This is a genomic window from Mediterraneibacter sp. 210702-DFI.3.120 (assembly GCF_020561005.1).
Classification (GTDB): Bacteria; Bacillota; Clostridia; order Lachnospirales; family Lachnospiraceae; genus Mediterraneibacter; species Mediterraneibacter faecis.
Map to the genome: position 1 here is coordinate 16648 of NZ_JAJCNG010000028.1, position 20228 is coordinate 36875.

Here is a 20228-nt window from a genome sequence, read left to right on the forward strand (position 1 = left end):
TTATTTCGTTCCCCCTGAAATAATGCTATTTCTCAATCTTGCATGGAATGGCCGGTTCATGAAAGTCAGCAAGTGTGATACTTCCAAGATAATCCTCGATAAGGTTATCCAGTTTTTCCCAAATCGGACGTGTCGGACACTGACCCGCACGTGCACATTCCGGTGCATGATCCTCCAGACACGCTACAGCTGCAAGGCTTCCTTCTGTCGCATGAAGAATCGAAGCGAGAGTGTATTCTTCCGGAGATTTTGTCAGGCGGTAGCCGCCGCCCTTTCCGCGAAGTCCAAGGATAAATCCTTGTGTGACAAGAGATTTTAAAATATTTTCCAAATACTTTTCAGAAATCTCCTGACGTGCTGCGATCTCTTTCAGCGGTGTGTAAGAGTCCGGATCCTGCTGAGACAGATCAATCATGACTCGGAGAGCATAACGCCCTCTTGTAGAGATAATCATAACCTATTTCCTCCCAAGTTACCTATAATTTTACATTGTGAATAGTGTATCATATGTTAAGAAAATAAACAAGTTGTCGAGGTAAAGTGAAACAGTGCAAAAGCATTAAAGTTTGTTGAAAACAAACGAAAACGAGTGTGTCTAAAAATGAAATAACCGTGAAATTGTATTAACTTTACTGGAATTTACAGTGCGTTTGTGATACTCTAAAGACTGTAAGTCCTGATCGGAATGCTATCTTTCTGATCAGACAGAAAAGACTGGGTTACTGTTCACTCCCGTGTCAATCACTTCGCTGATTGACACGGAGTGAACAGTAACAAGACTGGAGAGAGAATATGAAAAGATTAGTAGTAGCATTACTTCTGGCAAGCACATTGTGTATGACAGGATGCGGCGATACGAAGAAAACAGAACCGGCTGCATCTACGACAGAAGAGGTGGACAAAGCAAGCAGTACGATGAAAGAACAGATGGGAGACAACGCGGTTCTTCCAAGTGATTCTGTTAAGAGAGTTATGGCAAAGCAGTGGAAGGTGATTGGAACAGATACTGTGTATGATCTGAAAGAAGATGGAACAGGAACTAAGGATGACGACGGACTGACATTTGAGTGTGGATTTGATGAGGATAACAACATTACGATCAAGATCACAATGGACGGCGAAGACGAAGGTAAACTGTATGCGGTTACGACAGATGATACAGGCTATGGCATAGTGTTGAAGTCCCTGGATGGTGGAAAGGATATGAAGTTCCTTCAGGCGGATACAGACCTTCTGGATCTGACGGATGACCGTGCGAAGGGGCTGATCGGAAAGTGGACAGACAACAGTGGAAATGAATATAAATTAAAGAAGGACGGAAAGCTTGTGATCAAGAGTTCCTCCGGTGAAACAAAGGGAACATATTGTGTTGCAGAGAATGCAGACGGTACATTGAGGCTGAATCTGGTTATCTCCGGTGGAACACTGGAATATGTCTATACACTGTCAGATGATGGATCTACAGTGGAATTATGTAGTCCGGGAACAGATACGGTACATAAGTGGACGAAAGCCTAAAGTGTGGTGAATAAAAGAGATGCAGTTTGCGCATGAATTGATCGTTCCGGAAGTTGGATTTCCTTTTAAACTATTCTTATTTGAAGGCAGAGAAGGACATTACCATAGAGAAAAACATTGGCACAGATCGATTGAGATTTTTGCAGTGTGCGACGGAGAACTGGAATTTAAGATCGATGAGAAGACCTGGCATCTGACAGCGGGAGAATTTATGATTGTGAATTCGAATGAGGTTCATGAAGTAGATTCTCCGTTGCCAAACGAGACGATCGTTCTTCAGATTCCGTTGAAAGTTTTTGAAAAATATTATACAGGAGAGCAATTTATCTGGTTTACGCATGAACCGGGACGTAAGGACGCGCGCTTTATGGAATTGTTGGAAGAACTGTATAAGACGTATTGCGAAAAGCAGTGTGGATATGACATGAAGATGAATAGTATTTTTTATCATCTTTTATATCTCCTTGTGAAAGAATACCGTCTGACAGAAGTGGAGAATGCTTTTGTCAGAAAGAATAAGAATCTGAACAAGCTTTCGACGATTACTGCTTATATGAAAGAGAATTATGCGCAGGAATTAAGTCTGGAAGAGGTGGCAAGAATCTTTGGATATTCTCCGACGTATCTGTCGAGGATGTTTCAGAAATATGCGGGAATCACATACAAGAGTTATCTGCAGAATATTCGTCTGGAATATGCAATGAAAGACCTGAAGGGCGGAAAATATAATATCACTGAGACAGCACTTCGCAGCGGCTTCTCCGGAAGCAAGGCGATGGCAAGGGCATTTCGGAAAAAATACGGAATTCTTCCAAGTGAATATAAAGAAAATGCGTAGCATTTTGGAGGTTGGCTCTGAACAGTTACGAAAATGGAATATAAATAAAAAAGAAAAAATGACTAACAGTACAAAATATATTGACTGTTAGTCATTTTTATTGTATAGTGCAAGAAGAGATTAAAATGACCAATAGTCATAAATTGAATATGAGGAAGGAAGCGAAAAAGGATATGATGGTAAAGTTTGGAAAAAAGATAGTAAAATTCAGAGTGCCGATTCTGATTCTTAGTATTTTATTATTGATTCCGTCTGCATTGGGGTATCTGCATACGAGAATTAATTATGATGTATTGACTTACCTGCCGGATAACATCGAGACGATGAAAGGCCAGGATATTTTGGTAAATGATTTCGGTACAGGTGCATTCTCGATGTTTATAGTCGATGGAATGGAAGATAAGGATGTATCGAAGCTAAAAGAGAAGATTGAGAAGGTAGATCATGTAAAAGAGGTTATCTGGTATGATTCTATCGCAGATATCAGTATGCCGAAGAGTATGCTGCCGACAAAGGTTTATGATGCATTTAACTCCGAGACTGGAACGATGATGGCAATCTTCTTTGATGAAGGAACATCTTCGGACGGAACAATGGAAGCAATCTCCGAGATCCGTTCTCTGGCGGGCGAGCAGTGCTTTTTAAGTGGTATGTCAGCTGTTGTTACAGATACGAAGGAGCTGGCGGAGAAAGAGACACCGTTGTATGTATTGATCGCGGTTGTACTGGCGATGATCGTACTTGGTCTTACAATGGAATCGTTCTTTGTACCGATCCTTTTCATGCTCAGTATTGGAATCGCGATTGTCTATAACCTGGGAAGTAACTACTTTATGGGAGAGATTTCCTATATCACGAAGGCACTGGCAGCAGTTCTGCAGCTGGGTGTAACGCTGGACTATTCGATCTTCCTGATGCACAGTTACGAAGAACAGCAGATCCGTTACGACGGAGATAAACACCGTGCAATGGCACATGCAATCTCACAGACATTTTCATCTGTAATCGGAAGCTCCGTTACAACAATTGCCGGATTTATCGCACTGTGCTTTATGTCATTCACACTTGGACTTGATATCGGTGTTGTTATGGTTAAGGGTGTTATCCTTGGTGTACTTGCCTGCGTAACAATCCTTCCATCCATGATCCTGTGTTGTGACAAGATTATTGAGAAGACAAAACATAAACCATTCCTTCCGGATATCGGAAGAATTTCAGACAAGGTTACTAAGAGATATCTCATCTATGTGGCACTGTTCGTAGTTCTGCTATTCCCGGCTATTTACGGAAATAACCATACAGGAGTTTACTATAACCTGGATGAGACACTTCCAAAAGATCTTCCAAGTATCATTGCAAATGAGAAATTGAAGGAAGATTACGACATGAATACGACGCACATGATTCTTGTAGACAGCTCTACAGATTCAGCGGACGTAGGCAAGATGCTGAATGAGATGGATAAGGTGGACGGAATCAAATGGGCACTTGGACTTGACTCCCTGATCGGGCCGTCCGTACCGGCAAGCATGATCCCGGATTCAGTGACAAGATCATTAAAGAATGATAAGTACCAGCTTGTACTGGCGAACTCAGAATATAAGGTAGCTACAGATGAATTGAATGATCAGATCAAAGAACTGAATACGATTCTTCATAAATATGATGAAGGTGGAATGCTGATCGGAGAAGGTCCTCTGACAGCAGATCTGATCGACATTACAGATAAAGACTTCAAGACAGTAAGTGCAGTATCAATCGGAATTATTTTCGTAATCATCATGCTTCTGTTCAAGTCAATCTCACTGCCGATCATCCTGGTAGGCGTTATTGAGTTCGCGATTTTCGTCAATATGGGTATTCCATACTACATGGGAACTAAGTTGCCATTCGTGGCATCCATCGTAATCGGAACCATTCAGCTTGGATCCACCGTAGACTATGCAATTCTTATGACAACTCGTTATAAGAGAGAGCGTAACCATGGCGCAAATAAATACGATTCCATCACAACTGCGCACCGCGTATCCGCACAGTCTATCATGGTAAGTGCGTTGAGCTTCTTCGCAGCAACGATCGGTGTAGGACTTTACTCCAACATTGATATGATCAGTTCCTTGTGTATCCTGATGGCGAGAGGAGCACTGATTAGTATGGTAGTTGTAATCTTCGTACTACCGTCTATGTTCATGGTATTTGATAAAGTGATCGTGAAGACAAGTAAGGGATTCCTGCCACCGAAGGAATAATGGGACGTGGAATAGGATGAGAGGGTAAAAAAGGAAGCGGTTCGCTTCCTTTTTTGCTTATGAAAATAAATACTGGTAAGATCTTCTTTGTTGTAATATAATGTCGCGAACTCTTATTTTTATATCTGTTGAATAAAATTTTTCTTCTCTTAAAAGCGTTTCTATTATTTGTCCATTGAAATCGAAATGTAATTTTTGACCATATAATTTTTCAACAGCATCTAACTGCTCTAAGAAATCCGTAGAGAGTGTTTTTGCCTGGACTTGTGGAATTAGATCAATAATATCTTCTTCAAGTGGATAATCAGTAGTTGTATCTGAGAGTAAAGAACATCCATTATCAAAAACAGGACAGTAATGGTAAATTCCAAGTGGATCAAGTAAGACTCCAATATTATGCATATGTCGATCTTCATTTAAAAATAATGCATCAATAGTGAGCAAAGTACAAAGGTATTTCCCAAAATCTTTTAGTCCAGTCATTTGTATTACCTGATCTACGAGAAATTGTGCTCGATCTTCTACTTCTCCAAACTGAAAAATAGATTGATAAAGACTTTTTCCGTGAAGTGTATGAAAAAGTCGTTCTAGTGTTAATAATTGCCAGCCATCAGGAAGAAAATTTGAACTTTTACATCCTAAATAGTCTTTTTTTCCAACACGAAGTATTTCTGTGTCATATAAGACGAAATCCTTTGTAGAAAGAGTGGAATGCATTAATAAGTGAGAAACCATATATTCTGTTAAACCTTCATAACCAATATAATCTGCCTTATACCAGGTTTCAGTATTCGCAGGGTTCCATTTTAATTGATTTCCCTTTGAAGAATGACGTTCAGTATCTTTCATATCATTTATATTTAATTCAATCACTCTATCTTACCTCCTTCCAGCGTTCAAGTTACCTATCGTTCGATTTCTATCCAAAAATCATCCTCAGCCATTTTCCCCTTGGTTTTCTGAATAATCAGGAATGGATCATAAAAAGGCAGTCCGAGATCACGTAATATAATCTTCATTTTATCCCTGCTTCGTGGAAAGCATCTTGATTCAAGAAATTCTTCATAATCTCTGAATGTAGGAGCATTATTGACACCAAATGCACAAAAAATAGGATTCCTTACAAAATTTTTAATTGCTATTTTTCGGGAGGGTTCGTTTACATCAATTACAGTACACAGACTTTCTTTATAGTAATAAAATAGTCTAAGAGGATAAATTTTCGTTGGAATTTGTAATTCTTCAACCCATTCAGGTGTTTCATATAGAATCTTTAATAATGTTACAGCGGGACCGGTTACGGTAACATCTGCTTCTTCCCAACGTTCAACTGTTTTTACTGAGACATTTAATAAGGCGGCAAAGTCTTTTTGCTTAAGTCCAAGACGCTTTCGCATTAGTTTTATGTCTTTCGAAGATAATGTATGTTGAATTGCAAACTCCATAATTTCACCTCCAATATAATTCTGTTTATAGTATAACACATAAAATCCCTAAATATAAGGGGTAATATAAAAGAATAATCCCTAAATATTAGGAGTTTTTCTTCGTATCATGCGTCTTTCGAACCTCAGTAGGCGAAGCCTTAAAATGTTCAAAGAACATTCGACGGAACAATTTATAATTGGTAAATCCATGTCTTTCCAGGATATCTTTGATGGAATCATCTGTAGAAATAATATCCTGATAAATAAAGGAAAGTCTTAATTCATTTTGATATTCTAAAAAAGTGATTCCCATACATTTTTTGAAAAAACGGCAGAAGTATCCAGGCTGCAGATAAGCAATTCCGGCAATCTCTTCAATGCTGATGTGGCGGTAATTCTGTGCGATATAATCTAAGATTGTGTCTAGTCTTGCGCGGTCTTTATTGCGCTGAGACTGGTTACTGTGTACAACGCGGATACTGAAATTTAGTGTGCCGAAGATGCTATTGCTCATATGGTTGGTGTTGGAAGAGATACACTAGAAAATCCTCTTCATTGTTTATCGGTTTTACGAAACAAATGTGCGCATGCGGCTAGAATGTATAATACAGATTTTAATCCTCCGGCAAAGTTTACAACATTATATTAGTGTACATTTCACTTTCAGAAAGAAAAGATAAGAAATGGGCATTATTTGGTTAATTATTTGGTCGATAATGCCTTTTTAAGTTGGTAAAATGACCATAGAAACAAACGAAACAAGAAACAGAAGAAAATTCAGGGGGACATCATGAAAATCCAGAATGTAACAGATGCATCTTTCCGAAAATACGGCAAGATCATCACGGAATACTCTTTTGAGAAGATCTTAAAAGAGATGGAACACACACCACTTCCGAAAGATGTTGTCTACGTACCGTCTGTTGAGGAATTGGAAGTACTTCCGGAAGCAGCTGAAATCTGCAAGAAAGGATTCGGCGGACTGCCAATCCAGATCGGATACTGTAATGGAGATAATCACAAACTGAATGCATTAGAATATCACAGAAGCTCGGAACTTGATATCGCACAGACAGATTTAATTCTGCTTCTTGGAATGCAACAGGATATTGAAGACGGTGATATCTATGATACAGCCAAAGTAGAAGCATTCCTTGTTCCGGCGGGAACCGGTGTAGAACTGTATGCAACAACACTTCATTATGCACCGTGTACTGCACAGGAAGGTGGATTCCGCTGTGTAGTAGTTCTTCCGAAAGGAACGAATGAAGCGCTTCCATTTGAAACAGCGAAAGAGGGAGGAAACAGACTTCTTGCAGCGATGAATAAATGGCTGATCGCGCATGAGAATGCACAGATTGAAGGAGCATTTTGCGGATTAAAAGGCGAGAACGTCGAAGTCTGATTGAAAATGGATGCCGGGGTTTCCAAAAATCAGGATCATGTTATTCACAAGGTCTCTGTATGATGTGTGGAAAACTAAATGAAATTACAGGAAAAGTGTGGATAACGTAACATGAGAAAGATAGAAATAATAACAAGGATAAAGAAAGCGAGGATTTTATTATGAGTAACATGCCAGAATTGAAAATCGGTGTTGTAGCAGTGAGCAGAGATTGTTTCCCGGAGAGTCTTTCCGTGAACAGAAGAAAAGCATTGATTGATGCCTACACAAAAAAATACGGTGAAGGAACTGTCTATGAATGTCCGATCTGTATCGTAGAGAGTGAGATCCACATGGTACAGGCTCTGGAAGATGTAAAGAAAGCAAGATGTAACGCACTGGTTGTTTATCTTGGAAACTTCGGACCGGAGATTTCTGAGACACTGCTTGCAAAACATTTTGACGGACCGAAGATGTTTGTCGCAGCTGCAGAGGAGACACAGGATAATCTGACACAGGGACGTGGAGATGCTTATTGCGGAATGCTTAACGCAAGCTACAATCTGAAACTCAGAGGAGTAAAAGCTTACATTCCGGAGTATCCGGTAGGAACAGCAGAGGAATGTGCTGACATGATCCATGAGTTCGAACCAATCGCGAGAGCAGTTGTCGGATTAAGTGACTTAAAGATCATCAGCTTTGGACCGCGTCCGTTAAACTTCCTTGCATGTAATGCACCAATCCAGCAGCTTTACAATATCGGAGTTGAAATTGAGGAAAACTCTGAACTTGACCTTTTCGAGGCTTATAACAAACATGAAGGTGATGAGAGAATTCCGGCCGTTGTAAAAGAGATGGAAGAAGAGCTCGGAGCAGGAAATAAGAAACCGGAGATTCTTCCGAAACTGGCTCAGTATGAGATTACTTTAAAAGACTGGATCGAGGAGCACAGAGGATATAGAAAATACGTTGCAATCGCAGGAAAATGCTGGCCGGCATTCCAGACACAGTTCGGATTTGTTCCATGTTATGTAAACAGCCGTCTGACAGCTCAGGGAATCCCGGTATCCTGTGAGGTTGATATTTACGGAGCACTCAGCGAGTTTATCGGAACTGCTGTCAGCCAAGATGCAGTAACACTTCTTGATATCAACAATACAGTACCGGCAGATATGTACAAAGAGAGCATCGAAGGAAAATTCCCATATACACAGAAAGATACATTTATGGGATTCCATTGTGGAAATACAGCTTCCGGAAAACTTGCTTTCTGCGAAATGAAATATCAGATGATCATGGCAAGATCTCTTCCAATCGAGGTTACACAGGGAACACTTGAGGGAGACATCAAACCTGGAGATATCACATTCTACAGACTGCAGAGTACATCTGACAATGTACTTCGTGCTTATGTTGCACAGGGAGAAGTACTTCCGGTTGCTACAAAATCCTTCGGATCTATCGGAGTGTTTGCAATTCCGGAGATGGGAAGATTCTACCGTCACGTACTGATCGAAAAGAATTATCCACATCACGGAGCAGTTGCTTTCGGACACTTTGGAAAAGCATTGTTCGAAGTATTTAAATACATTGGTGTGCCGGTTGAAGAGATCGGATACAACCAGCCGAAGGGTGTAAGATATCCAACAGAGAATCCGTGGGGTTAATTACATAGAAAGTTATAAGCATAGAAAACGGGCAGAGAGCCGTGCCGGAAACGGCAAGGCTTTCTGTCTTTATACAGGAGAAACGACATGTTATTTGTAGGAGTAGATCTTGGAACATCCGCAGTAAAACTTCTTCTGATGGATGAGAATGGAAAGATCAAGAATATCGTATCAAAAGAATATCCGTTATATTTTCCACATCCGGGATGGTCAGAGCAGAAACCGGAAGACTGGTTTGCACAGAGTATGGAAGGGCTGAAAGAGCTTCTTGAAGGCTTTGATAAGGATCAAGTAAAGGGAATCAGTTTTGGAGGTCAGATGCACGGTCTTGTTGCGCTTGATAAGGAAGACAAGGTGATTCGCCCGGCAATTCTGTGGAACGACGGACGTACTGCAAAACAGACCGATTACCTGAATCAGGTGATTGGAAAAGAGAAGCTTTCAGAGTATACAGCAAATATTGCATTTGCCGGATTTACAGCACCGAAGATTCTCTGGATGAAGGAAAATGAACCGGAGAATTTTGCAAAGATTGAGAAAATCATGCTTCCGAAGGATTACCTTGCATATCGTTTGTCAGGGTCTTTTTGCACAGAGTATTCAGATGCTTCCGGAATGCTGCTTTTGGATGTGGAGCATAAGTGCTGGTCTGCAAAAATGCTTGAGATCTGTGGTATTACAGAGGCACAGCTTCCAAAGCTGTATGAAAGCTGGGAAGTCGTTGGAACTTTGAAAGCAGAGATCGCAGCAGAACTTGGCATATCAGAGAATGTAAAAGTAATTGCAGGAGCCGGGGACAATGCGGCGGCAGCAGTTGGAACGGCAACGGTCGGAGACGGCGGATGCAATATTTCTCTCGGAACATCAGGAACACTCTTTATTTCCAGTAAGAAATTCGGAGTAGATAAGAACAATGCACTGCATTCCTTTGACCATGCAGATGGCAATTATCATCTGATGGGATGCATGCTCAGTGCTGCTTCCTGTAATAAATGGTGGATGGATGAAATCCTTAAGACCAAAGATTATCCGGCAGAACAGGCAGGAATCACAAGGCTCGGCGAGAACCATGTGTTCTATCTTCCATATTTGATGGGAGAGCGTTCTCCTCATAATGACCCTTCCGCAAGAGCAGCATTTATCGGAATGTCTATGGACAGCACAAGAGAGGATATGACACAGGCTGTGCTGGAAGGTGTTGCATTCGGACTGCGTGATTCCCTGGAAGTTGCAAGAAGTATTGGCGTGAATCCAGAGAGAACAAAGATCTGCGGCGGTGGAGCAAAGAGTCCGCTGTGGCGAAAGATCATTGCAAATGTGATGAATATGAAAGTAGATCTGATCGAAAGCGAAGAAGGCCCGGGCTATGGAGCGGCAATCCTGGCAGCAGTTGGATGCGGCGTATTTGATTCGGTGGAAGAGGCTGCGAAGAAACTTGTGAAAGTAACAGGAACAGAAGAACCGGATTCGGAACTGGTGCAGAAGTACGAGGAAAGATATCAGGAATTTAAGAAATTGTATCCGGCATTGAAAGGAATTTATCAGGGGAAACAAGCATAATTGAATTCCAATAAAAAACTCCCAATAGAAAATCATACTCTAAAAGATATCTGAGATGGAATTCTATTGGGAGTTTTTAAAATATCAATAAATCTTACGCTAAAAACAACGCATACAGTATCACAAGAATACCAAGCACGATTCTGTAATATCCAAATACTTTGAAATCATGTTTCTTAATATATCCCATCAGGAATTGAATAACGATAATAGAAGAAACAAATGCTGTTACCATACCAATCAGAAGAATTATTGCTTCTGTTCCGGTAAAGTTCAGACCAAACTTCACAAGCTTCAGAAGACTTGCACCGAACATAACCGGAATCGCAAGTACGAAAGTGAATTCAGCAGCAACGGTTCTGGATACTCCAAGGATCAAAGCACCGACAATTGTTGCACCGGATCTGGATGTTCCAGGGAAGATTGCAGCGATCAGCTGGAAAAGTCCAATCAAAAATGCAGTCTTATAAGTAAGTTCGTCCATACTGTTGATCTTCGCAGGTTTGCCCTTGTGATTATTCTCAACAATGATAAAGGCGATACCGAAGACAATCAGAGCAATCGCAACGCAAGGGTAATTGTAAAACCATTTCTCAAACAGATCATTGAACGGCATTCCAATCACAATTGCAGGGATACATGCAACAAGGACTTTCAGCCAGAGGATAATGATATCCATCCTCACATAACTTAAAATTCCATTTCCGGCTTTCTTTTTTCTATGTGCATGTTTTGCTTGGCGGCGTCTGACCGTGTGACTTCCTTCCGGTGCACCAAACGGGAAGATCTGGTTCCAGAATAAGAGGACAACAGCAAGAATCGCACCTAACTGGATCACAACTTCGAACATGCTGTAGAATTCTTCAGAAACATCTAATTTCACAAACTGATTCAAAAGGATCAGATGTCCGGTGCTGCTGATCGGCAGCCATTCTGTGATTCCTTCCACAATTCCAAAGAGGAAGGATTTCAAAAATTCAATCATTCTTAATTTATACTCCTTTTTATTGATGGATTGCAGCTATACTAAGAGATTCTAGCACCAAATGCAATCATTTTTGTGTAGCTACACTTATGCTCTAAAGTGGCTCACGGTTTCTTATTATAAAACGTTGGCAAAAGATGTGCAAGAAATAGAAAGTATTTAAATTGTTAAATCGTCGATTTAAGAAATTCCTAATATTTTTCCAATCTATCTCTTAAAAACCATCAAGTATCATGTATACTATAGTTAGAACTTGATCATGTGATAATTATGTTGCTGCGCTGTTATCGGTGTCAGCAATTATCGAGGGGTATGTAAAATGTATAAAATATTAGTATGTGATGACGATAGAGAAATCGTAGAAGCAATCGAAATTTATCTTTCTCAGGAGGGATATCAGATTTTAAAAGCATATGACGGAATCGAAGCACTGGAGATTTTGGAGAAAGAGGAAGTGAATCTTCTGATCATCGATGTCATGATGCCAAGACTTGACGGAATCCGTGCAACATTAAAAATCCGTGAGAAGAACAGTCTGCCAATCATTATCTTGTCTGCGAAGTCAGAAGATACCGATAAGATTCTTGGACTCAATATCGGTGCGGATGATTATGTAACAAAGCCGTTCAATCCGCTGGAACTTGTGGCACGAGTGAAATCACAGCTGAGACGATTTAACGAGCTTGGCGGAACAGCACAGGAGCCAAAAGAGATGATTTATAAGGTAGGTGGCCTTCAGATCAATGATGATCTCAAGCAGGTAACAGTAGACGGAGAATTTGTGAAACTGACACCGATTGAATACAATATCCTTTTGCTTCTGATGAAGAATCAGGGAAAAGTATTTTCAATCAATCAGATTTATGAATCCATCTGGAATGAAGAGGCAATTGGTGCGGATAACACAGTTGCAGTTCACATTCGTCATATCAGAGAAAAAATAGAGATCAATCCGAAAGATCCACGTTACCTGAAAGTAGTCTGGGGTGTCGGATATAAAATCGAAAAAGCATAGTGCGAACAGTAACAAAAGCACATGTAAAAATGGATAGAAAAAGCATATAAGAGAACATATAAAAATGCATAAGAAGGCATATAAGGAAGGGTTAACAATGAAGAAATGGTACAGGAAGACCGTGACAAGGACAATCGTTCTTGTTGTGGCGATTCTTAGCGGAGCATTGCTTGTGACAAATTTGCTTTCTCTCCTGACACTGGCGGGTGGAATGAGTTTGTCACAGATTCAAAAGATGAATACACAGTCTTTTGAAGAATCCGAAGAATTCAGCAAGATGGTCGAAAGTTACATGTACGATGTACAGGAGAAGCTTTATCTGCAAAATCTTTTTGAAAGTGACGGCGCCTACAATCCCAAAAAACTGGTGGATGTAATGGAACTGTCAAAGAAGGGCAAGATTTCAGAAACAAATTTGTCAGGTGTCACGTACACCATGGAAGAACTGGTGAACTGGGGCGAGACTTACAGTGGAACAGATAACGACAATCTTTACAAACAGAATGGCGTGATCGTCTGCCAGAAACCGGACGGAAATTATTATTACTATTATATGAATGATTTCTTTTCTCTTGTAAATGCAGGAAAACTTCAGTTTCAGATGGGCGAGCAGGACAGAGATCAGTTTCTGGCAGGATTGCAGGCGGGCGAATTTACGACTTCCGGCTATTATACATTTCAGATTACAGATGAAAACGGTGAGCTGCTCTATACAGACTGCTGGAACTTTGGCCAGTCGATGATTGAAAAATATGCACCGGTCGGAGTGGACAATCTACTCCAGGTTGTAAATAATAATCCGCAGTTAAATGGAAGACTGACATTGGTTTATGATAATATTGCCACAGCATTGCAAACAATCTATGAGGACTGGCAGGATTATGAAGGCGGTTGGGATTATCTGGAAGAGGGAAATACCAATTTTACCTATCTGTACGCAGATGAATCGACAAAGAAGGTTACTACAAATAAAGCAGAATATGCAAATTATGCGGATGTAAAGAAAAGCATAGAGGATATGATAGCTTCTGCGTCTAAGAAATCTGTGAAATACATGGTAATCTATCCTGAATTGAAAGATTTTAAGACAAATATGAATGTGTCTTATTCGAATCAATGGCTTAATATACGTTCTTATGGTTACTATTCCGGCGGAACAAAGTGGAAAGATGTTTTTGCAGTTGCGGTTGATACGAATTATCCAATTCAGGATCAGTTTTATCAAAATAGCATCGAATATCAAAATAACATTCCGCATATGAAAGCGGCATTGCATTTTATGATTTTCAGCGGAGTACTCTTTTTGATCACAGTAGTGTGGCTGACATTGGGGGCAGGAAGAAAACCGCAGGATGAAGAACTGCATTTGTTAAAGTTTGATTCTTGGAAGACAGAGATTGCCGCTGCAGTTGTTATTTTTGTCTGGGTGATTGGAAGTTATTTCTTTTTTGTAGCAGGAATAGATGGAATTCATATCTTATTTGATGGAATTACTGGGTTGTGTAGTTCATACGGTGCTGTGGAAAGTGATACATTTATTCCGTCATCCTATGTTCCGAATGTATATATGCAGACTTTAAGTCTCGGAGAATCAGTAGGCGTGTTTGTATATGGAATGTTTACATTTACCTGCTTCTTTGCCGGTTATCTCAGTCTGGTAAGAAGAATTAAGGCAAAGAGTCTGTGGGAGAACAGTCTGCTTCGAAGCTTCGGCATATTCATCGGAAAAATATTACGAGACATGAAGCTTACAAAGAAAACCGCAGGACTTTTGATTCTTTATTTTCTGTTTCAGCTTTTCGTACTTTGGGATGGAGATTTCTTCCTGGTGATTCTGCTACTGATCGCTGATGCAGTGCTATTCTATTGCATGGTTGCAAATGTGATGGAGAAGAATCGATTGAGAAAAGGAATCCAGGAGATCGCTGCCGGAAATATGAGTTATCAGATTCCAATTGATGGACTGCATGGAGAAAACAAAACACTTGCATTGATGATCAACGGAATCGGAACCGGACTTAATAAAGCCGTTGCTGAGGCAATGAAAAATGAACGTCTCAAGACCGATCTGATTACAAATGTTTCTCATGACATTAAGACGCCGTTGACTTCCATTTTGAATTATGTCGGCATCTTAAGACAGACAGATCCGGCAGATCCGAAAGTTCAGGATTATCTGAACATTCTGGAAGAGAAGGCACAGAGACTGAAGACACTGACGGAAGATGTGGTAGAGGCATCGAAGGTCAGCAGCGGAAACATTTCATTGGAATATATGGATCTTGATCTGTCAGAAATGATCCAGCAGACGCAGGGCGAACTTGAAGAAAAATTCGAGGCAAGAAATCTGGCAATTGTTACAGATCTTCCGGCAGAACCGGCTGTTGTGCATGTCGATGGAAGAAGAATGTGGCGTGTCCTGGAAAATATTTACGGAAATGCAGCCAAGTACGCAATGCCTGGAACAAGAGTTTACGCGACTCTGAAAACAGATGATGGCAAGGTGAAATTTTCACTGAAAAATGTTTCTGAACATCAGTTGAACATTCAGGCGGACGAACTGACCGAACGTTTTATCCGCGGAGATATTTCCAGAAGTACGGAGGGAAGTGGATTAGGACTTTCCATAGCGAAGAGCCTTACAACAATGCAGGGCGGCACATTTGATCTGTATTTGGATGGAGATCTGTTCCGGGTAGATATTACATTTCCAAAAGTGAAAGCGAAAGGAAATGCTGCCGGGGTAACAGAGTAATTAGCAGAGAAATCATCAAGCGGTGTATCTTGACATTCTATTCGCGTTATGCTAACCTTTTTAAGGAATGAAAAGCAGTGATAAGCGAAACGCGATGAGGAAGAGAGTAGTCTGTAACAGATTCTACAGAAAAGTCCTGAAGGCCGTCAGGCCGGATGTTGAGAGGGATGGATGGAAGACAGATGAAGATGGCTTCTGAGCAGCGCAGATGAGCCTGAACAGAGTGATCAAGTGAGTTGTTTGAGCAGCGATCTTGAATAAAAAGACCCGGGTTAGTCTGTGAAGGGATTCGCCCTTTATAGCGAAGAGTATCAACAGTGAGAAATGCCGTAGTATTCAAAGCAGTTTTTACTAACGAAAGTGCAGATACTCATAGAGGTTTCTTTCCGCGAGGAAGGAACGAAGAGAAGTGGTAACACGAAAGTAGGATTCGTCTTCTCAGGGATGCAAGTCTCTGGGAGGGCGTTTTTTAATATATTAGGTTCTTTCCTAATATATTAAAAACGCTCCGCTAGGGATATGCGCTGCGGCGTACAAAGTAGGTGTTGCAAGCGACCACCGCAAGTGCAAGAATGTGCCTTGGCACATTCTTTGTTCCGAAAAATCCAGAAAAAATCGTATTAGTAATCACTGAAAGTTGAGAAAAGAATCCCACATTGTGGGAAAAGGAGGCAGAAAAATGTCAGAAAAACCAAAATATTATATAACAACAGCGATTGCCTATACATCAGGTAAACCGCATATCGGAAACACATACGAGATCGTGCTTGCAGATGCAATCGCACGTTACAAGAGAAGCCAGGGATATGATGTATTCTTCCAGACAGGAACAGATGAGCACGGACAGAAGATCGAGCTCAAAGCCGAGGAAGCTGGAATCACACCAAAGGAATTCGTAGATAACGTATCAACAGAAATCAAAAGAATCTGGGATCTGATGGATACATCTTATGACAAATTCATCCGTACAACAGATGAAGATCATGAGAAACAGGTTAAGAAGATTTTCAAGAAACTTTACGACAAGGGAGATATTTACAAGGGACATTATGAAGGAATGTACTGTACACCGTGTGAGTCTTTTTTCACAGAGTCTCAGCTTGTAGATGGAAAATGTCCGGACTGCGGTCGCCCGGTTCAGCCGGCAAAGGAAGAGGCATATTTCTTCAAAATGAGCAAGTATGCTGACCGCCTGATCGAGCATATCAATACACATCCGGAGTTCATTCAGCCGGTTGCCCGTAAGAACGAGATGATGAACAACTTCCTCCTTCCGGGACTTCAGGATCTGTGTGTATCCAGAACATCCTTCAAGTGGGGAATTCCGGTAGATTTCGATCCAAAGCACGTTGTATATGTATGGCTTGATGCTCTTACAAACTATATCACAGGAATTGGATATGATGCAGACGGAAACAGTACAGAGCAGTTCAACAAGCTGTGGCCGGCAGACCTTCATCTGATCGGAAAAGATATCATCCGTTTCCATACAATTTACTGGCCAATCTTCCTTATGGCACTTGATCTTCCACTTCCGAAACAGGTGTTTGGACATCCGTGGCTGCTTCAGGGAGACGGTAAGATGAGTAAGTCTAAAGGAAATGTTCTCTATGCAGATGAACTCGTTGATTTCTTTGGCGTAGATGCAGTTCGCTACTTCGTACTTCATGAGATGCCATTCGAGAATGACGGTGTTATTTCCTGGGAGCTGATGGTAGAGCGTCTGAACTCTGATCTTGCAAATACACTTGGAAACCTTGTAAACAGAACTGTTTCTATGACAAACAAATACTTCGGCGGAACAGTAGAAGATAAGGGTGTTGTAGAAGATGTAGATGCAGAACTGAAAGCAGTTGTAGAGAATGCTTCTAAAGCAGTTGATGCTAAGATGGCAGACCTCCGCGTTGCCGATGCGATTACAGAAATCTTCAATCTGTTCAAACGCTGCAATAAATACATTGATGAGACAACTCCTTGGGTACTCGGAAAAGATGAATCCAAGAAGGATCGCCTTTCTACAGTACTTTGGAATCTGATCCAGAGCATTTCTGAAGGTGCAAGACTTCTTGAATCTTTTATGCCTTCTACAAGTAAGAAGATCCTTGAGCAGCTTGGTAACGGACATGTAACAGAGAAACCGGAGATTCTGTTCCAGCGAATGGATCTCGAAGAGGTTATGAAGAAAGTTAAAGAACTTCATCCGAAGGTAGAAGAAAAGAAAGAGGAAGAAGCTGTTATCGACATTGAGCCGAAAGATGAGATCACATTTGAGCAGTTCGGAGCAATGCAGTTCCAGGTTGGAGAGATCATTGCATGTGAGGCTGTAAAGAAATCCAAAAAGCTTCTCTGCTCTCAGGTAAAAGTTGGAAGCCAGGTAAAACAGATCGTATCCGGAATCAAAGCACATTACACACCGGAAGAAATGGTTGGTAAGAAAGTTATGGTTCTTGTAAACCTGAAACCTGCGAAGCTGGCAGGCGTACTTTCAGAGGGAATGCTGCTTTGTGCAGAAGATGCAGAAGGTAACCTTGCACTGATGACACCGGAAAAAGAAATGCCGGCTGGAGCAGAAATCTGTTAATTGAAATGTTTGAAAATTCAGACAATTACAACCAAAGCAGATAATAAATAAAAAATATAAAAAAATCAAATGAATATATTGACAAATTAGACGCCGAATGTTATTATATAACCATCAAAGAGAGAAAGAAATCTCCCAAAGATATTTAACTAAGAAGGCAAAAGTAACAGATGCCTGATTAGATTAAAAATACAAGTTCAACAGGAGGTCAGTCCCATGGACAGTATAGTTTCAGATTTTTATCAATATGTCAGTGGTATGATGAGTGAAGGTTCCTGTGAAGAAAGAGACCTTTGCCAAGCGTAAAAGTCCAGTAGAAAGAAAAGAAGATCAAAGATCGGAGAGTACAGAAACTGGAAGCAAAGAGAAAAAGATGAATCACTCATAGATGTATTGAATAAAAATACCGCATATAACATAGAATGAAAAATGTGTAAAGAAACATTGAAAGGACATGTTATAATCTCAGATTTGTTATAAAAGCAGGAATGACTTGACAGAAGATTTAATACATAAAGTATTGAATGGATATGAAAATCATTCAGGTGATAAAATAACAGACGACAAAGGTCTCACAGGAACGTAGAATCGCGAATAATCTCCGATACAAAATATAAAATTATAATAATAATACAATTAAATAACACTAAAAATGCACTTTCAAAAGGAATTGAAGGTGCATTTTTTTGACATTACAGACCTCATATGGTAGAATAATGAAAGAGTATCGGCTAGTGCCTAATGGACACATTCAGACCAAAACTAATATTTCAATGACAATGAGGTGAGTACAGTGGATAAGTATGAATATAAGTTAAAGACAGAAGAGATGCTGGAACTTATGGAAGATGGAGAATACAGAAAAGCAGCGGCAGCAGCAGATCTGATTGACTGGAAGCGTGTCCGTAACGCAGGGATGCTGATGAATGTCAGTGATATTTATGAAAAAACAAAAGAGTATCAGAAGAGCTATGATGTGATGAATCTTGCATATCGCCGTTCTGAAGGAAGCCGCAAGGTGATCTATAAGTTATGTTCTCTTGCAATTAAGACAAAGAATATAGATGAAGCAATCGACTATTATGACGAATTTATCCAGATTGCACCGAAAGATCCGAACAGGCATATCCTTAGATATCAGATCTTAAGAGCGCAGAGAGCGCCGATCGAACAGCAGATTGAGGCTCTGGAGGAATTTAAAAAGGCAGAATATATTGAAGAGTGGGCTTATGAACTGGCGAAGCTTTATCGCGAAGCAGGTATGATGACAGAATGTCTGGAAGAGTGTGATGATCTGATCCTCTGGTTCAGCGAGGGTAAGTATGTTTATAAGGCAATGGAACTGAAGATGCAGTATAAGCCATTGTCACCATCGCAGCAGCAGAAATATGATCACAGATATGAGAAGCTTTCTTCAGAGACAGAAGAAATACCGGATCTGGCTTCCTATTTAGGAGAAGACGAGGAAAAAGATTCTGCGTCAGAAGGAGCTGAAGCACTTGGAGATACAAGATCAATCGGGCTGACAGAACAGCCGGTGATGGAGAACGACAGTACTTCCGATGTGATTGACACGGATGCGGTTACTTTGGAAGCGGCAGAAGAGCCGGATGCCGAAGTAGAAAATCCGGAAGAAGCAGGAGTAGAAACAGCAGAAGTTATAGAAGTTTCCGAGGATGAGTCAGAAGTTCAGCCGGCAACGGTAGAGACAAGTGGAGATAAGAGAACACTTAGCAAAGATACTGCTTCCATACCGATTGTCGGTAAGAATCCGGTAAAACCAGTCAAGAAGAAACTTGGAGATACGATGCGGTTAGATGAAGCTCTGCAGCAATTACTCAATCCGAAACCGGAAGTTCAGGCAGAACCGGGAGAAGAAGTCGAACCGGATATGACAGATCTGGAAGAGGATATTGCAGCAATTGAGGATGTAGAAGATCTTGAGATCGTGAATCAACTGACAGAAGAGAAGAAAGCTGAGGAAGCCAATAAAGAACGAGTAGTTCCATCAGGGATGAAAGAACTGATACCGGAACCGGAGACAGAAGAAGAACTTATAGAACAGGCAGTGGAGGAGACTTCAGAAGATGTCCCAGAAGATGCAGTTACTATAGAAGCAGGAGAAGCAGAACCGGAAGAAGTTCTTGAAGTAGAAGAGGCAGAACCGGAAGAGGAAGAAATCCTTGAAGCAGGAGAAGCAGAACCGGAAGAGGAAGAAATCCTTGAAGCAGAAGAAGCAGAACCGGAAG

General features: G+C 40.7%; 16 protein-coding genes. 11 read left to right on the forward strand and 5 right to left on the reverse strand.

The features are described from left to right. Positions 1-25: 25 nt before the first annotated feature. Positions 26-454, reverse strand: a complete 429-nt coding sequence (locus tag LI162_RS13115) for an RrF2 family transcriptional regulator (protein WP_054751986.1) — start codon at positions 452-454, stop codon at positions 26-28. A 338-nt stretch (positions 455-792) separates the two neighbouring features. Between LI162_RS13115 and LI162_RS13120 the strand changes: the two genes are divergently transcribed. From LI162_RS13120 to LI162_RS13130, 3 genes are all read left to right on the forward strand, one after another. After that, positions 793-1518 (forward strand): hypothetical protein, encoded by a 726-nt coding sequence (locus LI162_RS13120; protein ID WP_055158154.1) that lies wholly within the window; start codon positions 793-795, stop codon positions 1516-1518. Positions 1519-1537: 19 nt separating this feature from the next. Next, positions 1538-2356 (forward strand): AraC family transcriptional regulator, encoded by an 819-nt coding sequence (locus tag LI162_RS13125; protein WP_020436929.1) that lies wholly within the window; start codon positions 1538-1540, stop codon positions 2354-2356. 176 nt (positions 2357-2532) lie between these two features. Then, positions 2533-4605, forward strand: coding sequence for an efflux RND transporter permease subunit (locus LI162_RS13130; protein WP_055158175.1), 2073 nt, complete (start codon positions 2533-2535; stop codon positions 4603-4605). A gap of 57 nt (positions 4606-4662) precedes the next feature. Here the strand turns inward: LI162_RS13130 and LI162_RS13135 are convergent, their stop codons facing one another. From LI162_RS13135 to LI162_RS13145, 3 genes are all read right to left on the reverse strand, one after another. Then, on the reverse strand, positions 4663-5478 hold the full coding sequence (locus LI162_RS13135) for a hypothetical protein (RefSeq protein ID WP_055158152.1): 816 nt from the start codon (positions 5476-5478) through the stop codon (positions 4663-4665). 32 nt (positions 5479-5510) lie between these two features. Then, entirely contained in the window at positions 5511-6050 is a 540-nt protein-coding gene (locus LI162_RS13140) for a helix-turn-helix domain-containing protein (protein WP_055158150.1), read from the reverse strand. A gap of 88 nt (positions 6051-6138) precedes the next feature. Beyond that, the gene (locus LI162_RS13145; protein ID WP_242864007.1) at positions 6139-6546 is read right to left on the reverse strand and encodes a helix-turn-helix domain-containing protein; all 408 of its coding nucleotides are present in this window, start codon (positions 6544-6546) and stop codon (positions 6139-6141) included. On the opposite strand from LI162_RS13145, the gene LI162_RS16090 reads away from it, so the two are divergent. The 4 genes from LI162_RS16090 to xylB all read left to right on the forward strand — a co-directional run bounded on the left by LI162_RS16090 (position 6547) and on the right by xylB (position 10643). Beyond that, positions 6547-6681 carry an Abi family protein gene (locus LI162_RS16090; RefSeq protein ID WP_081019657.1) on the forward strand — a complete coding sequence of 45 codons (135 nt, stop codon included), beginning with the start codon at positions 6547-6549 and terminating at the stop codon, positions 6679-6681. It begins immediately after the preceding gene. 141 nt (positions 6682-6822) lie between these two features. Then, entirely contained in the window at positions 6823-7437 is a 615-nt protein-coding gene (locus LI162_RS13155; protein ID WP_227156790.1) for a DUF4867 family protein, read from the forward strand. A gap of 161 nt (positions 7438-7598) precedes the next feature. Beyond that, positions 7599-9083, forward strand: a complete 1485-nt coding sequence (locus tag LI162_RS13160; RefSeq protein ID WP_196020607.1) for an L-fucose/L-arabinose isomerase family protein — start codon at positions 7599-7601, stop codon at positions 9081-9083. 87 nt (positions 9084-9170) lie between these two features. After that, complete coding sequence (gene xylB, locus LI162_RS13165; protein ID WP_055146591.1) at positions 9171-10643, forward strand: xylulokinase; 1473 nt, start codon at positions 9171-9173, stop codon at positions 10641-10643. A gap of 94 nt (positions 10644-10737) precedes the next feature. Here the strand turns inward: xylB and LI162_RS13170 are convergent, their stop codons facing one another. Next, on the reverse strand, positions 10738-11628 hold the full coding sequence (locus LI162_RS13170; RefSeq protein WP_227156791.1) for an undecaprenyl-diphosphate phosphatase: 891 nt from the start codon (positions 11626-11628) through the stop codon (positions 10738-10740). 319 nt (positions 11629-11947) lie between these two features. On the opposite strand from LI162_RS13170, the gene LI162_RS13175 reads away from it, so the two are divergent. From LI162_RS13175 to LI162_RS13190, 4 genes are all read left to right on the forward strand, one after another. Continuing rightward, on the forward strand, positions 11948-12643 hold the full coding sequence (locus tag LI162_RS13175) for a response regulator transcription factor (RefSeq protein WP_227156792.1): 696 nt from the start codon (positions 11948-11950) through the stop codon (positions 12641-12643). Between the two features lie 97 nt (positions 12644-12740). After that, the gene (locus LI162_RS13180) at positions 12741-15398 is read left to right on the forward strand and encodes a sensor histidine kinase (protein WP_227156793.1); all 2658 of its coding nucleotides are present in this window, start codon (positions 12741-12743) and stop codon (positions 15396-15398) included. Positions 15399-16077: 679 nt separating this feature from the next. Then, positions 16078-17979 (forward strand): methionine--tRNA ligase, encoded by a 1902-nt coding sequence (gene metG / locus LI162_RS13185; protein ID WP_227156794.1) that lies wholly within the window; start codon positions 16078-16080, stop codon positions 17977-17979. Positions 17980-18772: 793 nt separating this feature from the next. Then, positions 18773-20228, forward strand: a 1456-nt coding sequence (locus LI162_RS13190) for a tetratricopeptide repeat protein (protein ID WP_330664352.1), incomplete at its 3' end; no start/stop codon positions are given.

Excerpts from the sequence above, each read along its gene's own strand:
- LI162_RS13115 (WP_054751986.1), bottom strand. The coding sequence starts at position 454 with ATGATTATCTCTACAAGAGGGCGTTATGCTCTCCGAGTCATGATTGAT.
- LI162_RS13120 (WP_055158154.1), top strand. The coding sequence starts at position 793 with ATGAAAAGATTAGTAGTAGCATTACTTCTGGCAAGCACATTGTGTATG.
- LI162_RS13125 (WP_020436929.1), top strand. The coding sequence starts at position 1,538 with ATGCAGTTTGCGCATGAATTGATCGTTCCGGAAGTTGGATTTCCTTTT.
- LI162_RS13130 (WP_055158175.1), top strand. The coding sequence starts at position 2,533 with ATGGTAAAGTTTGGAAAAAAGATAGTAAAATTCAGAGTGCCGATTCTG.
- LI162_RS13140 (WP_055158150.1), bottom strand. The coding sequence starts at position 6,050 with ATGGAGTTTGCAATTCAACATACATTATCTTCGAAAGACATAAAACTA.
- LI162_RS13145 (WP_242864007.1), bottom strand. The coding sequence starts at position 6,546 with ATGAGCAATAGCATCTTCGGCACACTAAATTTCAGTATCCGCGTTGTA.
- LI162_RS16090 (WP_081019657.1), top strand. The coding sequence starts at position 6,547 with ATGGTTGGTGTTGGAAGAGATACACTAGAAAATCCTCTTCATTGTTTA.
- LI162_RS13155 (WP_227156790.1), top strand. The coding sequence starts at position 6,823 with ATGAAAATCCAGAATGTAACAGATGCATCTTTCCGAAAATACGGCAAG.
- LI162_RS13160 (WP_196020607.1), top strand. The coding sequence starts at position 7,599 with ATGAGTAACATGCCAGAATTGAAAATCGGTGTTGTAGCAGTGAGCAGA.
- xylB (WP_055146591.1), top strand. The coding sequence starts at position 9,171 with ATGTTATTTGTAGGAGTAGATCTTGGAACATCCGCAGTAAAACTTCTT.
- LI162_RS13170 (WP_227156791.1), bottom strand. The coding sequence starts at position 11,628 with ATGATTGAATTTTTGAAATCCTTCCTCTTTGGAATTGTGGAAGGAATC.
- LI162_RS13175 (WP_227156792.1), top strand. The coding sequence starts at position 11,948 with ATGTATAAAATATTAGTATGTGATGACGATAGAGAAATCGTAGAAGCA.
- LI162_RS13180 (WP_227156793.1), top strand. The coding sequence starts at position 12,741 with ATGAAGAAATGGTACAGGAAGACCGTGACAAGGACAATCGTTCTTGTT.
- metG (WP_227156794.1), top strand. The coding sequence starts at position 16,078 with ATGTCAGAAAAACCAAAATATTATATAACAACAGCGATTGCCTATACA.